Annotated in this window: 17 protein-coding genes; 10 read left to right on the top strand and 7 right to left on the bottom strand. The window is 65.7% G+C overall.

The features are described from left to right. Window positions 1-39: 39 nt before the first annotated feature. Window positions 40-1,158, top strand: a complete 1,119-nt coding sequence (locus L0U80_RS02870; protein ID WP_233862403.1) for an MraY family glycosyltransferase — start codon at window positions 40-42, stop codon at window positions 1,156-1,158. A 145-nt stretch (window positions 1,159-1,303) separates the two neighbouring features. After that, window positions 1,304-1,438 (top strand): entericidin A/B family lipoprotein, encoded by a 135-nt coding sequence (locus tag L0U80_RS02865; RefSeq protein ID WP_233862402.1) that lies wholly within the window; start codon window positions 1,304-1,306, stop codon window positions 1,436-1,438. Window positions 1,439-1,566: 128 nt separating this feature from the next. On the opposite strand, the gene L0U80_RS02860 is transcribed toward L0U80_RS02865, so the two are convergent. Next, a complete protein-coding gene (locus L0U80_RS02860; protein WP_233862401.1) occupies window positions 1,567-2,232 on the bottom strand; it encodes a pyridoxamine 5'-phosphate oxidase family protein in 666 nt (221 codons plus the stop codon). A gap of 266 nt (window positions 2,233-2,498) precedes the next feature. Here L0U80_RS02860 and L0U80_RS02855 point away from each other — a divergent pair, with 266 nt between their 5' ends. Further along, the gene (locus L0U80_RS02855; RefSeq protein ID WP_233862400.1) at window positions 2,499-2,954 is read left to right on the top strand and encodes a host attachment protein; all 456 of its coding nucleotides are present in this window, start codon (window positions 2,499-2,501) and stop codon (window positions 2,952-2,954) included. 12 nt (window positions 2,955-2,966) lie between these two features. Here the strand turns inward: L0U80_RS02855 and L0U80_RS02850 are convergent, their stop codons facing one another. Together L0U80_RS02850 and L0U80_RS02845 are read right to left on the bottom strand one after the other, a co-directional pair. Further along, entirely contained in the window at window positions 2,967-3,935 is a 969-nt protein-coding gene (locus tag L0U80_RS02850) for a quinone oxidoreductase family protein (protein ID WP_233862399.1), read from the bottom strand. A gap of 360 nt (window positions 3,936-4,295) precedes the next feature. Then, window positions 4,296-5,171, bottom strand: coding sequence for an MBL fold metallo-hydrolase (locus tag L0U80_RS02845; protein ID WP_233862398.1), 876 nt, complete (start codon window positions 5,169-5,171; stop codon window positions 4,296-4,298). Window positions 5,172-5,291: 120 nt separating this feature from the next. Here L0U80_RS02845 and L0U80_RS02840 point away from each other — a divergent pair, with 120 nt between their 5' ends. From L0U80_RS02840 to L0U80_RS02820, 5 genes are read left to right on the top strand one after another with little or no spacing between them, the layout of a single operon-like run. After that, a complete protein-coding gene (locus L0U80_RS02840; RefSeq protein WP_233862397.1) occupies window positions 5,292-5,624 on the top strand; it encodes an ArsR/SmtB family transcription factor in 333 nt (110 codons plus the stop codon). Continuing rightward, window positions 5,621-6,055 carry a YeeE/YedE family protein gene (locus L0U80_RS02835; protein ID WP_233862395.1) on the top strand — a complete coding sequence of 145 codons (435 nt, stop codon included), beginning with the start codon at window positions 5,621-5,623 and terminating at the stop codon, window positions 6,053-6,055. Before L0U80_RS02840 ends, L0U80_RS02835 begins: the two co-directional genes overlap by 4 nt. Before the next feature lies 1 nt (window position 6,056). Further along, window positions 6,057-6,500: a YeeE/YedE family protein gene (locus L0U80_RS02830; protein ID WP_233862393.1), complete on the top strand. Its 444-nt coding sequence runs from the start codon at window positions 6,057-6,059 to the stop codon at window positions 6,498-6,500. 18 nt (window positions 6,501-6,518) lie between these two features. Next, window positions 6,519-8,123, top strand: coding sequence for a bifunctional protein tyrosine phosphatase family protein/NAD(P)/FAD-dependent oxidoreductase (locus L0U80_RS02825; protein ID WP_233862391.1), 1,605 nt, complete (start codon window positions 6,519-6,521; stop codon window positions 8,121-8,123). Between the two features lie 15 nt (window positions 8,124-8,138). Then, entirely contained in the window at window positions 8,139-8,975 is an 837-nt protein-coding gene (locus tag L0U80_RS02820) for a sulfite exporter TauE/SafE family protein (RefSeq protein WP_233862390.1), read from the top strand. A gap of 72 nt (window positions 8,976-9,047) precedes the next feature. Here L0U80_RS02820 and L0U80_RS02815 read toward each other — a convergent pair whose 3' ends face one another. Beyond that, a complete protein-coding gene (locus tag L0U80_RS02815) occupies window positions 9,048-9,428 on the bottom strand; it encodes a DUF5594 family protein (RefSeq protein WP_233862388.1) in 381 nt (126 codons plus the stop codon). Window positions 9,429-9,628: 200 nt separating this feature from the next. Further along, window positions 9,629-10,537: an EamA family transporter RarD gene (rarD, locus tag L0U80_RS02810; RefSeq protein WP_233862386.1), complete on the bottom strand. Its 909-nt coding sequence runs from the start codon at window positions 10,535-10,537 to the stop codon at window positions 9,629-9,631. 317 nt (window positions 10,538-10,854) lie between these two features. Here rarD and L0U80_RS02805 point away from each other — a divergent pair, with 317 nt between their 5' ends. Next, window positions 10,855-11,643, top strand: a complete 789-nt coding sequence (locus L0U80_RS02805; RefSeq protein ID WP_233862384.1) for a sulfite exporter TauE/SafE family protein — start codon at window positions 10,855-10,857, stop codon at window positions 11,641-11,643. Window positions 11,644-11,662: 19 nt separating this feature from the next. Here the strand turns inward: L0U80_RS02805 and L0U80_RS02800 are convergent, their stop codons facing one another. Both L0U80_RS02800 and L0U80_RS02795 read right to left on the bottom strand, forming a co-directional pair. Beyond that, window positions 11,663-11,923, bottom strand: a complete 261-nt coding sequence (locus L0U80_RS02800; RefSeq protein WP_233862383.1) for a hypothetical protein — start codon at window positions 11,921-11,923, stop codon at window positions 11,663-11,665. A 194-nt stretch (window positions 11,924-12,117) separates the two neighbouring features. Then, window positions 12,118-12,483, bottom strand: a complete 366-nt coding sequence (locus L0U80_RS02795; protein WP_233862382.1) for a BON domain-containing protein — start codon at window positions 12,481-12,483, stop codon at window positions 12,118-12,120. A gap of 555 nt (window positions 12,484-13,038) precedes the next feature. On the opposite strand from L0U80_RS02795, the gene L0U80_RS02790 reads away from it, so the two are divergent. Then, the gene (locus L0U80_RS02790; RefSeq protein ID WP_233862381.1) at window positions 13,039-14,553 is read left to right on the top strand and encodes a TAXI family TRAP transporter solute-binding subunit; all 1,515 of its coding nucleotides are present in this window, start codon (window positions 13,039-13,041) and stop codon (window positions 14,551-14,553) included. Window positions 14,554-14,680 lie beyond the last annotated feature (127 nt).

The following is a 14,680-nucleotide window of genomic DNA, read 5'->3' as shown; positions in this document are numbered from 1 at the left end:
TTTGTATAATCGCGCATCCATTCCTCGCGTCCCGATTTCATGCTCAGTTTTGCGCTCGGTTTTATCGTTTCCCTGGTGGTCACGCTGCTGATCGTGCGGTATGCGCATCTGCATGAAAAGTTTTCCGTCGATTCGGATCTCGCGGGTGTCCAGAAATTCCACGCGCGGCCGGTGCCGCGTATCGGCGGAACCGGCATTCTCGCCGGTCTCATCGTCGCCGCCCTGCAACTGCGCGGTGCGTACCCGGCGGTTTCGGGCGGCATCCTCGGCATCGCCGCGTGCGGCTTGCCCGCTTTCGCGTCGGGACTCGCAGAAGACCTCACCAAGCGGGTCTCACCGCTCGCACGCCTCATCTGCACCATGGCCGCCGCGGCGCTCGCGTTTTTCCTGCTCGACATTGCGGTCACGCGCATCAGCGTTCCGCCGCTCGACTTTCTGCTCTCTTACACCCCGATTTCGTTCGTGATCACGGTGCTCGCGGTTGCCGCGCTCGCCAATGCGGTCAACATCATCGACGGCTTCAACGGCCTCGCCTCGATGGTCGCGTTCATGATGTTCGCGTCGCTCGGCTACGTCGCGTTCCAGGTGCACGACGCGGTCGTGCTCTCCGCATCGCTCATCATGATGGGCGCGGTGATGGGCTTCTTCATCTGGAACTTCCCGGCGGGGCTGATCTTCCTCGGCGACGGCGGCGCGTACTTCATCGGCTTCATGCTCGCCGAGCTGTCGATCCTGCTCGTCATGCGCAACCGCGACGTCTCGGCATGGTATCCGGTGCTGCTCTTCATGTACCCGATCTTCGAGACGTGTTTCTCGATCTACCGGAAGAAGTTCGTGCGCGGCATGTCGCCTGGCATTCCCGACGGCGTGCACCTGCACATGCTCGTCTACAAGCGGCTGATGCGCTGGGCCGTGGGCGCACGCACGGCGCGCGAACTCACGCGACGCAACTCGCTCACGTCGCCTTACCTGTGGCTGCTGTGCCTGATCGCGGTGATCCCGGCAACGCTCTTCTGGCGCCACACGGTCCATCTCTTCTGCTTCGTGGTGGTGTTCGCGCTGACCTACGTGTGGCTCTACGTAAGCATCGTGCGCTTTCGCTCGCCGAAGTGGCTGGTGGTGCGCAAAGCTGCGCACAAGTCGCATCGGCGCACCTGAGGCACACCGGGCGCCCCCCTCCCGGTCCGCGCGTACAATTCCTCGCATGGGTCTGCGTCCCCGCGGCCCTGGTCAGTACGCCCCGGTCGCGGCCGGGAGTCGCTTCGCGGCACCGCTCGCGATTACACGCATAAGGAGAGCCGACATGTACCGTTATATTGCGTTCGTGCTTGCACTCTTCACCGTCACGCTTGCGGCATGCAATACCGTCGCCGGCGCGGGCCAGGATCTCTCGAAGGGTGGTCAGGCCATCACGAACGAGGCAGAGAAGATGAAGTAAGGCGGCATTTCTGCCGCCCTGGTTTCTTCGATCGCTCTGGCCTCGTCAACTGCGTTACCCGCGTTTGCGATATACGCGGGCGACCACGCCCGGCGGCCTGCCACGCGGCAGCCGCCAGCAACACTGTGCTACGCCGCGTTCTGCTTACGCAGCCGCGCGACTTCTTCCTCCAGCTTGCGCACGTGGGCCTCACGCTGCGCCGCTTCCGCCTCAAGTGCCTCGATGCGCGTATCGCGCGCCGTGAGCGCCGCTTCCACGTCCGCCGCATCGAAACGTTGCGGGATATGCTGCGGACAGTTGCGATCCCACGCCTCGACGGTAAACACAATCGCGCGCTCCGGCACCGCGTCGTAGCCTTCGGGCATCAGCTTCGCGATCAGTTCGGGATCATCGACGGCGCGCGCCGTACCCCAGATCTTCAGACGGCGAGTGCGCGCATAGTCGATCAGAAACAAATGCGCCCGCGGGTTGTCTGCCAGGTTACCGAGCGTGATGTACTGGCGATTCCCCTTGAAATCAGCGAATGCGATGGTGCGCTCGTCGAGCACGCGCAGAAATCCTGCGGGACCGCCGCGATGCTGGATATACGGTTGGCCCTCGGCGTTCGCGGTGGCGAGGAACACGCTCGTTTGCGCTTCGATGAAGCTTTTAATATTGGGCGGGATCGCAGCCTCCCAGCCATGCTCCGACTCGACGCGTGCATACATCCCGCGCGAGCCCAGACGCTGCTGCATGGCCTTCACGGTGGGCGTGAAAGCGACATCGCTCGAATAGCGACGGTCGGCGGAAGTCATGTCGAGCTCCTTCTGATCGGGTTGACCGAAGTCTGCAGACTATCCCCTTCCATCGAAAAATATAATCACCTGCAATCTGGAATCATCCTCCCGATTCTCGGGAGGATCGCACCGAAGCCTTACGACGCGCCGCCCGCCCCATCGCACGTGTGACCCGATCGCGCTAACCTTGGAATTCGCGCTCTGCCGCGCATCCCCTCATCGCTCCGGCGAGGCGTATGCCGCTCGCCGAGACGCGTCGCCGGAGCCCAGGCCGGAGAGAAAACATGTCGAAAACGATCTGGATCGTTGTCGCCAACCGCGTGACGGCGCGCATCTTCGCGACGGACAACCCGCTTGGCGCGATAGACGAAGTCGAAACGCTCCTGCACCCCGAGAGCCGCGTGCTCAAGCAGAGCCTCGTGAGCGACAGGCCAGGCCGCACCTTCGACAGCGCAGGCCCTGGCCGCCAGGCGTCCGATCCCGACACCACGCAACACGAACGCGAAGCCACGGCATTCGCCGCCCAGATCGCGACGACGCTCGCAAAGGCGCGCGCAGAAGCGCGCTACGGAACACTGGTGATTGCAGCGGCGCCTGCATTCCTCGGCGTGCTGCGCAAGGCGCTCGATTCGCAGACGCAAAACGTCGTGGCGCTCGAACTCGATAAGGATCTCGCGCACCTCGATGCGCGCGCACTGCGCGCGCGTCTGCCCGAGCGTCTCGTGCGCAGCGCAGCCTGAATGGTTTGTACGTCAGGGCATCTCGATCACGACGCGCCCAGGCGTGCCGCCCGCCACCGCTTCGTACGCCTCGCGCGCGCGTTCGAGCGGAAACCGCATGGCGATGACCGGCGCTTCGAAGTGACCGGCGTCGAACGCTTCGGCAATCGCCGTCATCATCGGCGCCGATTCCGCGACGCCGAGCTTCGCGCTGTCCGCGCCGAATAGCTGCGTTTCGTTGTGATAGAAGTCGATCAGATCGAACTCCACGCGGCGCTTGCCCGTGGCGCTGATTTCGACCACGCGTCCGCGTCGCTTCGCGAGCGAAAGCGCGAGTTCGAACGCGACGCCGCCGACCGTGTCGTAGACCACCTCCGCGCCCGCGCCGGCGGTCAACTCGCGCACGTGTTGCGCGGTGTGCTCGTCCATCGGCACGAATGCGTCGATCAGGCGCGCCGCGGGCGAATCGGCGCGTGGCGCTTCGCGCGCGACGCCGATCACGCGCGCGCCACGTGCCTTCGCGATTTGCGTCACGGTGCCGCCCACGCCGCCCGAAACGCCGATCACAGCGATCGTCTCACCCTCGGCAACACGCGCGTAATCGACCGTGCCGAGCCATGCCACGACGAAATTCACGCCGATCGACGCGGCTTGCGCGTGACTCAACGAAGCGGGCTTACGCGCGAGCGCGGCCACGGGGATCTCGATGAACCCGGCGTGGGTACCGTCGCGCGTGAAGCCGATGTCGCCACCGGTGCCCCACACCTCGGCACCGATCCATGCGTCGGGGCCCGTCACGACAACACCGCTGAAATCGCGGCCCGGCACGCGCGGCAAGACGGTGTGCTCGAAATGACCGGCGACGTTCTTCACGTCGCTCGGGTTCACCGACGCCGCGAACACCTGCACGAGCGCGTTGCCCGGCGCGGGAACAGGCGTCGGCAGATCGACGTATTCGAGCACGTCCGGCTTGCCGAACGATTTGAACTGGATGGCTTTCATGACACGACTCCTCGTCGGCCTGCTCGCGTGAATAACAGGTCCGGGATCGGGTTACATGCTGCGGTGATGGGCGACGGGCGTCGCGCGCGACGTCGAACTGAATCGAAGTCTAAATGGCCGTCGGCCAGTTGGGTGGGAAACAGTTTCGCGTTTCGGACAAGCAACGTAAGAAGTGCCGTGCGCGATAGTGCGAGAGGCGGCCTGCGAGGCCTTGCAGAAAGCAGCCTGAGAAACGCTGCGAGAGGCGATGCTGGAACGGGCGCGCAATGCAGCGCGAAAAGCCGGCCGCCCGACCTGCGCTAATGCGCGCCGCGGGCAGACGGAACTGGACGCCGGGGCGTGGCGTCCAGGCAAAAGGCGTCAGAGGGCGTTGACCGGAATCTTCAGATAGCGCGTGCCATTGTCCTCAGGCTCGGGCATACGGCCCGCGCGGATATTCACCTGAATGGACGGCAGGATCAGATTGGGCATGGCCAGCGTGCGGTCGCGCGCGGTCCGCATGGCGACGAAGGATTCCTCGCTCACGTTGTCGTTCAGATGGATGTTGTCGCGCCGCTCTTCTTCCACCGTGGTTTCGAAGCGCGGTTCGCGCGACGCGGGCGGATAGTCGTGACACATGAAAAGACGTGTCTTGCCGGGCAGCGACAGCAACTTGCGCGCCGAACGATAGAGCGTGTGTGCTTCGCCACCGGGAAAGTCGCAGCGCGCGGAACCGACGTCAGGCATGAACATCGTGTCGCCGACGAACACCGCATCGCCGATCTGGTAGGCGACATCGGCGGGTGTGTGGCCCGGCACGTGCATCGCGTGAGCACCGATCGCGCCGACTTCGAAAGACTCGTTGTCCTTGAACAGATGGTCGAATTCGCTGCCATCGGCGGCGAGCGCGTCACCGAGGTTGAAGACCTTGCCGAACACACCCTGCACCGTGCGAATGTGCTCGCCGATGGCGATCTTCCCGCCCAGTTGCGACTTCAGATACGGCGCCGACGACATGTGGTCCGCGTGCGCGTGCGTTTCGAGCAGCCACTGCACGGTGAGACCGTTTTCGCGCACGTAGGCGATCACGCGGTCGGCCGATTCGGTGGATGTGCGACCTGACTTCGGGTCGTAGTCGAGCACCGGATCGACGATTGCGCATGCCGAGCCGGGGCCCGCGTGCACGACGTAGGTAACCGTAGCCGTGACTGGGTCAAAGAACGGAATGACTATCGGGGACTGAGCGAGATCAAACATTGGAGGGCTCCGTTAAACTCTGGTGGCTCGGCGAACAATATATTGAAAGATATATTATTAATCTATATAATACTTGTCAACAAAGTGACAGATAAAAAGTCTTCCGACTGATTGCGACAAATGAACTCACCCCTCACTCCCGAAGCCCTCGCTGCCCTGCGCGAATCCGCGGAGAAATGCTGCGCACTCCTGAAAGCCCTCGCGCACGAGGACCGTCTGCTCCTTCTCTGCCAGCTCACCGAAGGCGAACGCAATGTCGGTGAACTGGAGGCGCTCGTCGGCGTCCACCAGCCGAGTCTCTCGCAGCACCTCGGCGTGCTTCGCGAGGAAGGCCTCGTGTCGACGCGCCGCGAAGGCAAGTACGTCTACTACAGTCTCGCCAGCCCCGAAGTCATCCAGGTGATGCAAACGCTCTCGAGTCTCTATTGCGGTCGTCTAAAGGTGCGCCCATGAATCTCGATCTCACCCACTTCACCCCGCTCGCTTCGCTCGCGGGCGGCCTGCTGATCGGCGTCGCCGCCGCCATGCTGGTGCTCGGCAACGGACGCATCGCGGGCATCAGCGGCATCGTCGGCGGCCTCATCAACGCCGTGCGCGGCGAGCGCGCGTGGCGCGCAGCCTTCATCGCAGGCATCGTTGCGGCGCCCTGGCTCTGGCAACTCGCCGCGCCGCTGCCCACAGCGGTCTTCGAGGCAACGCCGGCCAGGCTCATCGTCGCTGGCCTGCTCGTGGGCCTTGGCACGCGCTACGCGTCGGGCTGCACGAGCGGTCACGGGGTGTGTGGTCTCTCGCGCGGCTCGCTGCGCTCCCTCGTCGCGACCGGCACCTTCATGGCAGCCGGCTTCGTCACGGTCTTCGTGACGCGCCACCTCATCGGAGGCTAAATTGCGCATCGCCAATGCATTCCTCTGCGGTCTCGTATTCGGGCTCGGCCTGATCCTCTCCGGTATGGCGAATCCGGCCAAAGTGCTGGGCTTTCTCGATCTGGCCGGCCATTGGGACCCCTCGCTCGCGTTCGTGATGGCCGGTGCCATCGCGGTGGGCTTCGTGGGCTTTCGTCTTGCGCGCGCGCGCCGCGTCAGCGTGCTCGGCGCGCCGATGCAACTGCCCACGGCCACGCGCATCGATTTCCGCCTCGTTGGCGGCAGCCTGCTCTTCGGTGCGGGCTGGGGACTCGCCGGCATCTGCCCCGGTCCCGCGCTCGTCAACGCCGGCAGCGGCGAACCCCGCGCATGGATATTCGTCGCGGCCATGCTTGCCGGAATGGCGCTTTACACGGCCATAGAACGTCGTCGTCAACGACCCTCGCCGTCCTCTGTATTGCCCTGACCAGGAGACACCCCACGCATGCAACTCGTTCCGCAAGACGACCGCTTCGCGAGCGCCGATCAAATCACCGTTGATGACCTCATCGCCATCGCCGGTGCCGGCTACCGCTCGATCATCTGCAACCGCCCGGACGGCGAAGGCGGCCCGGACCAGCCGACGTCGCATGACGTGCGCGCCGCTGCGCAGAAGCTCGGCCTGCAGTTCGCCTATCTGCCGGTCAAGCCCGGCCAGATCACAGCCGACGCCGCCACGCGCTTCGCACAACTGCTCGAAGATCTTCCGGGCCCCGTCCTCGCGTACTGCCGCAGCGGCAACCGCGCGACGAGCCTGTACCAGCTCGCCAACTCGCCGGCGATCGCGCAGGCTGCAAAGGCCACGACCGTCGTGCCCGCCTGCGACTGGGAAGGTTCGCCCTACGACATCATCGTGATCGGCGGCGGACTTGCGGGCATCACGGTCGCGTCGAGCCTGCTGCGCCGCCAGTCCAACCTGAACATCGCGATCGTCGAGCCGAACGACCACCACGACTATCAACCCGCGTGGACGCTCGTCGGCGGTGGCGCGTTCGACGTGAAGAAGACCCGCCGGCCGATGGCGAGCGTGATCCCGGAAGGCGCCAAGTGGATTCGCGCGTCGGTTACGCGCGTCGAGCCGCACAACAACCTCGTGCGTCTCGACAACGGCGAGACCATCGCGTACCGCGACCTGATCGTCACGCCCGGGCTACGGCTCGCGTGGGAACGCATCGCGGGCCTCACGGACACGCTCGGCATGAACGGCGTCACGTCGAACTACCGATACGACCTCGCGCCCTATACGTGGAAGCTCGTGCAGCAGATGAAGGGCGGCACCGCACTCTTCACGCAGCCCCCCATGCCGATCAAGTGCGCAGGCGCGCCGCAGAAGGCCATGTACCTCGCGTGCGACCACTGGCGGCGCACCGGCGTGCTCTCGAAAGTGAAGGTCGAATTCGATCTCGCGGGTCCGGTGCTCTTCGGCGTCGCGACGTTCGTGCCGCCGCTCATGGAGTACGTGAAGCGCTATAACGCGAACCTCGTGTTCACGTCGAATCTGGTCGCGATCGACGGCCCGGCGCGTATCGCCACGTTCGAGACGAAGGGCGCGGACGGCACCGTCACGCGCGTCGAGAAGCACTTCGACATGATCCACGTCGTGCCGCCGCAGTTGCCGCCCGACTTCATCCGCGACAGCCAGCTCGCCGACGAAGCCGGCTGGTGCGAAGTCGATCACGCGACCCTGCAGCACCCGCGATATCCGAATGTGTTCTCGCTCGGCGACGTGTGCTCCGCGCCGAACGCGAAGACCGGCGCGGCGGCCCGCAAGCAGGCCGTGATCGTCGCCGAAAACCTGCTCGCCGCGCGCGCGGGCCAGCCGCTCGCCTACCGTTACGACGGCTACGGATCGTGCCCGCTCACCGTCGAGCGCGGCAAGGTCGTGCTCGCCGAGTTCGGCTACGGCGGAAAGCTGTTGCCCACGTTCCCGCTCGATCCGACGCGTCCGCGCCGCCTCATGTGGTTCCTCAAAGCCAGCTTGCTTCCGCGCTTTTACTGGTGGGGCATGCTCAGGGGCCGCGAGTGGTTTACCGGCGCCTCGCGCCACTAAAGTACGCAAAGCACCATGGACGCCACCTTGCTCATCAGCGCCGCGCTCGGCTCACTCGTCGGCTTGATCCTCGCCCTGACCGGCGCGGGTGGCGCAATCATCGCGGTGCCGCTGCTCGTGTTTGGCCTGGGGCTTGGTGTCGCCCAGGCCGCGCCGATCGGGCTGCTCGCGGTCGGGTTGTCGGCGGGGCTGGGCGCGCTGCTCGCGCTGCGCGAAGGCAAGGTGCGCTACAAGGCGGCCGCGCTGATGGCCACGGCCGGCGCGCTCATCTCGCCGATCGGACTGTGGGTCGCGCATCGCTTGCCCGATGCGCCGCTCACGCTCGTGTTTGCCTGCGTGCTCGGCATGGTGGCCGTGCGGATGTTCCGGCAGAAGAGCGGTGCGACGCACGGCGGGCCTGAATTAGAGCCGTCCGATCTGCCGTGCCGTCTCAACGCCGACCGCGGCAAGCTCGACTGGACCGCGCCCTGCGCGCGCGCACTCGCGCTCTCAGGCGTGATGTCGGGCTTTCTCTCGGGATTGCTCGGTGTGGGCGGCGGCTTCGTCATCGTGCCCGCGCTCCGGCGCGCGTCCGATATTCCGATGCAAGGCATCGTCGCTACGTCGCTCGCGGTGATCGCGCTTGTCTCTACGGCGGGTGTTGTGGCGTCGGCGGCGTCTGGACACATGCTCTGGTTCCAGGGGCTGCCGTTTGCGGCCGGGGCGCTCGCCGGCATGCTCGGCGGCCGCCGCGCCGCCAAACACGTGAGCGGCAAGCGCCTCCAGCAGTCGTTTGCGGCGTTCGCGGGCTGCGTCGCCGTCGGGATGGCCGTCAAGGCCGTACTCGCGATGCATACGTCCGGCTGGTTCTGAACCGGCGCGCTCTTACCCGCAATCAGCCACACCCAGCCGCACTCGGCCACACGCCGCCGCACTCGGCCAGACTCAGCCTTCGAAATCGAGCCCGCCGAGCAGCACGTCGGGCTCGCCCTGAGTGCGCGTGGCGAAGTCGATGGGACGCGCCGTCTCCCACGACGCCAACTTGCGCGCCATCGCCTCCAGATAGTGCTCGAAGCGCTTCTCGCCGCCGGGTTCGATGAGACTTTCGATTTCATCGACATCCCAGGTCAGCGAGACATTGAGCGCAAACCCGTACGGATGCCGGTACGCGCTCGCCTCGCCAGCGATGTGAACTCGCGTGGGATGCCCAGGCCCTTCGCGCGGCACAACTTCCACGCGCACCGCCGGGCCGAACTGGCTCGCGAGCTTCGCCGCGATGCGCGGTGCAAACTCCTCCTCGAATCGATGGGCGGCCTCGATGCTCATGCGTCTCTCACTCCACGAATCGTTTTGTATGGGCCAGGTGCGGCCAGCTCACCGGCACGGCGGTGAAGCGACACGCGTCGTCAGCCGCAACCGCAGATGAGCTCCGCGCGCGAGCCATGACTCGCGATCCCCGGCGCGGGTTGCCCAGACATGCTACCGCGCGATGGACGGGTCAGCCACCATCGAGCAGGAGTCCGGAATCAACCGTCCCGGTGCGCCTCGCGCTCCCTGCGCGCCTCACGCGCCAGCATCGTCGCGCGCAGTCCTTCGGCCGAATAAAGCGCAAGCGCGATCCAGATCGCACCGTAGCCGACCGCGCGGACCGCACCGAACGGCTCCTGATAGACGAGCACACCAGTGAGTAGCTGCAACGTGGGCGTGACGTACTGGATGAGTCCGAGCGTCGACAGCGGGATGCGCCGGGCGGCTGCGCCGAACAGCAGCAGCGGAACGGCGGTCACCGGGCCGGCGGCGGCCAGCAGCAGCTGAAGGGGCCGCGAGGCGTGTCCGAAGTGACTTGCACCGCTCACCCCGAGAATCGACAAATAGATCGCCGCGACGGGAAAAAGCAGCAGGGTCTCCAGCGCAAGACCTTCGAGCGTGCCCAGTTGCGCGGTCTTGCGCAGCAGGCCATAGCCGCCGAAGGTGATGGCGAGCGCGAGGCTTATCCAGGGCAGCGAGCCGCTCTGCCAGGTGAGCCACGCCACGCCGGCCGTAGCGACGCCCACGGCGGTCCACTGCACTGGACGCAAGCGTTCGTGGAGGAACGCATAGCCAAACAGCACGTTGATGAGCGGATTGATGAAGTAGCCGAGGCTCGCTTCGACGATGTGTCCGGCATTGACGGCCCAGATATAGGTGCCCCAGTTCGCCGACAGCAGCACGGCGCTCGCGGCGAATCGGCCGACGAGGCGCCTGTCGCGCAGCACGGGCCCGAGCCAGCTCCAGTGACGGCGCACGAGCAGCACAACGAACACGAAGACCAGCGACCACGCCATGCGATGCGCGAGCATCTCGAGGGCGGGAATCTGATGCAGCGTCTTGAAGTAGACCGGAAAGAGGCCCCAGATGACGAAGGCGAGAAAGGCGTAGAGGATGCCGGAATTCATGATTTTCGTTGGACGGCGTGGGCGGTCGTTCGCACATCGTGCCGTGACCGTCGGGTGTGCCCGGGTCCACCCGGGGTTGCACTGTCTCGCGCGAGCGAGCGGTGTAGGTCGATGATCTGCAACGTGACCCGGACTTGACGTCGACCGTGCCCGGATTCGATCCGCTCTGCGCCGATTCACTGGTTTTGAGACAATACCGGATTTTCGCCGCCCGGCTTTGCCGCCGTCCAGCCTGACGTGTCGCTCGCGACGCTCGCCGGATCGTCAGGCATCCGCCGTGGCGCACTGCACCCCTGACCTGGTTCTGCCCGAGCGCGATGGTACTTCCGCATATCGATCCGCTGTATTCGCTGTCCGGCCTGTTCGTCGGCTTCCTTGTCGGACTGACCGGCGTGGGCGGCGGCTCGCTGATGACGCCGATCCTCGTTCTGCTGTTCCATGTCCATCCCGCGACCGCGGTCGGCACCGACCTGCTGTACGCAGCTGCGACCAAGTCGGCAGGCACGTTCGTGCACGGGCTCAAGGGATCGGTGGACTGGCGCATCACGCTGCGCCTCGCGGCCGGCAGCGTTCCCGCCGCCACGGTTACGCTGATCCTGCTGCATCGCTACGGCATGCACACACCGCGCGCCGCTCACCTGATTCAGGCGGTATTGGGCGTCGCGCTGCTGATCACCGCCGTCGCGTTGATGTTCCGGCCGCAGCTCGCGGCGTTCGCGATGCGTCACCGCCATGGGCCCAGCGAGGCACGCACGCTGTTTCTGACCATGCTGACGGGTGCCGTGCTGGGCGCGCTGGTGTCGCTCACTTCGGTGGGGGCAGGCGCTATCGGCGTGACGGTGCTGCTGCTGCTCTATCCGACGCTGCCGACCTTGCGTATCGTCGGCTCCGACGTTGCCCACGCCGTGCCGCTCACGCTGCTCGCCGGAGCCGGCCACTGGCTGCTCGGTTCGATCGACTGGTCGATGCTGCTCTCGCTCTTATGCGGCTCGCTGCCGGGCATCGTCATCGGCAGCGTGCTCTCCTCACGCGCGCCCGAGCGGCTCTTGCGCTTGCTGCTCGCGGCGACGCTGTCGCTCGTCGGCGTGCGTCTCGTGCTGGCCTGAACGTCCGCGCCGGCGCAGCCTATGTGTGCGGCGCAAAACGGAACAAGTGGCTGTTCAGATCGACCTCGAACTGGCGCAGCCACTGTCCGCGCGAATCGATGCGGTATGCCTGGGCCCACGCGCCGCGTCGCACGACGAGGAGTTCGCCGTGCGCGGGATCGTCGGGATCGATCTGGCCACTGATCTCGAAGTGGATGGGCGCGAAGCCGTGCCGGGCACATGCAAGCTCGAAGGCGGCGCGATCGCCAAGCGGCAAGTCGGTGTAGGTATGGATGGGCATGATAGTTGTTCGGCAGTGAGACCCACGCGATCCCGGATTCTTGCGCGTTACGCTTCAAGGTATACGCCGTTTACCGGGAAACCTGCGTGTCAATCCGCACCCACGACACACGACGGACGTAAAAAAACGGGCTGCGGCCGTGCGCCGGAGCCCGTTCGTCCTGCCGCTGCGCCCCACGAAACGGGGCGCCACGCCTATTGCTGCGCCACGGTCAGGTGGTTCGTTACCGACGTCACGCCCGCCACGCCTTTTGCAACCTGGCCCGCCTGATCAATCTGACCCGCATTCGGCACCGTACCGGTCAGCAGGACGGAACCGCCACGCGCACGCACCGAAATGTTCGATACGTTGAGCCCCTGCGTTCTGGAGAGCGCCCTTCGCACCTGGTAGCCGAGCCTGCGATCCGCTCTCCTCGCCGACTGGGCCGGTGCCTGCGCCGGCGACGCCGCGGCGGCGGCGGGCGCCGCATTCTGCGCCGAGTTGTCCTGCGCATACGCGCTCAATGCCACCGTGACGCAAACCGCTGCACCAAGCGCCTTCACAAAATCGACCGATTTCATGCTTTCTCCTTGTTGCTCTGGACAGGACCGCCTCCCTGCGCCGCCGGACGACTCGAGCGTCACCGGTCAGCCACGGTGTGGCGGCTTCGTTACGACAATGGCCAGCACGTCCGGCGCGCACGTAACGCTAGCGGACCGCCCTGGTATGGGCACGATGTGCGAGAGGCAAGGATGGAAAGACGCATGGAACGCCGCGCCCACTGGCGACACGACGATCGGCCCACTGGCCCAGTGTCACGCGGCCGCTCCATCGTTGATCTGTGCGAGTCCCGGACGTCTGGCGCGAGCCTGGTCGGAATCCGACCGGCGCCTGGCAGGAGCTTCGCGTGAGGATACGGCGCGTTTATCTCAGCGGCGATGGTCAATTTAGCCTGGTCGGGCGCCAAGCGCAAAGGCTTTAACGCAGGGTTTAACCGGAGTGTCGTACGGGGTTGGCGAAATTGCGCGCGGCGATCCGAAGTAAGGCAGGCGACAGCGAATCTCATGTACTATCGGCGGGCAGACCCGGCGCGCCCGCCGCACACCTACGGAACCTCCGAGCCCCGCACGCCACCGATGAAGTCACCCAAAGGGAATTCACCCCAAGGCCGCATACCTCCTCCTCGCCATCTCGTCGCGCGTTTCGTGGCGATTTCGTGGCGCGACCTGGCGGTGTCCTTCGGTCCGATCCTGCTCATCAGCATCGCGGCCATCTGGCTCGCGGTGCGGCTCATTCAGCCCGCACCGCCCAGCACGCTCACGATGAGCGCGGGTCCAAAAGGCAGCACCTTCTGGAACGCTGCGCAGCAGTACAAGACGATCCTCGCGCGCAACCGCATCACGCTGAACGTGCTCGAATCGGAGGGATCGGTGCAGAACCTTCACCGCCTCGCCGATCCGAAATCGAACGTCGACGTCGCGTTCGTGCAGGACGGGCTGGCAAGCAAGGCACCGGGCAATCTCGTGTCGCTCGGCAGTGTGTCTTATGTGCCGCTCGCCATCTTCTACAAGGGGCCGTTGCTCACGCGGCTTTCGCAGTTCGAGGGGCAACGCCTCGCGATCGGCGCGGAAGGCAGTGGCGCCCGCGAACTCGCGCTCACGCTCCTGAAAGCGAACGGCATCGAGCCGGGCGGCACGACGACGCTCCTGCCGCTCTCCGGCGAGGACGCAGCGAACGCGCTCAGCGACGGCACTATCGACGCGGCATTTCTCGCGGGCGACTCGGCGCAGCCGCCCGTGATGGCGCGTCTCATGCACGTGCGCGGCGTGCGCTTTTTCGACTTCAAGCAGGCCGACGCCTTTGCGCGGCGCTACCCGTTCCTCACCGCGCTCACGATCCCGATGGGCGCATTCGACCTGCGCAACAACCTGCCCCCCGCGCCGATGCACATGATTGCGCCCACTGTCGAACTGGTCGCGCGCGATTCGCTGCATCCGGCGCTCTCCGACCTGCTGATCGAGGCGGCCAAGGAGGTGCACGGTCACTCGACGCTCCTGCAACGCGCGGGCGAATTCCCGGCGCCGCGCACACAGGATTTCCCGATCAGCGACGACGCCGCGCGCTACTACAAGTCAGGCAAGGGCTTCCTCTACCGCTTGCTGCCGTTCTGGGTTGCGAGTCTCGCCGACCGTCTCGTCGTGCTGCTCGTGCCGATCATCGTCGTGCTGATTCCCGGCATGCGGCTCGTTCCTTCGCTGTACGCGTGGCGGGTAAAATCGCGAATCTATCGCTGGTACGGGTCGTTGATCGCGCTGGAGCGGGCCGCGATGGCCGATCCATCGCCCGCCGAACGTCACAAGCTCCTGCATGAGCTCGACACCATCGAAGACTCGGTGAACGGCATGAAGATGCCGCTCGCCTATGCTGACCAGTTCTACGTGCTGCGTGAGCACATCGGCTTCGTGCGCCAGCGGTTCGCGCACACACGCGACCGCGATGAAGCCAGCGATGACGACGATGCATCTGGCGAAGCGAACGAACGGGATGACGAAGCGGTGCGCGGCAAGCCGGAAGACGCAACGCACGACGAAGGCGGCGGCGCGACGGCGAAACCCACTGGCGGGAGCAGCGATGCGGGCCGCCCGGCATGACACCGATTGCACGCGCAGCAGGCGCGCAAGATAGAGTGTTGGCGCGCGCGGCCGCAGATGGGATTGCAGGACACAACTAAACGTGAACAGCGGGACGCTCACCGGGCGACCGGCATGAACCGCATAG

Origin of the sequence: Paraburkholderia adhaesiva (genome assembly GCF_021390575.1) — a bacterium.
GTDB classification, from domain to species: Bacteria; Pseudomonadota; Gammaproteobacteria; order Burkholderiales; family Burkholderiaceae; genus Paraburkholderia; species Paraburkholderia adhaesiva.
This window is presented reverse-complemented; position numbering and strand designations above follow the sequence as displayed.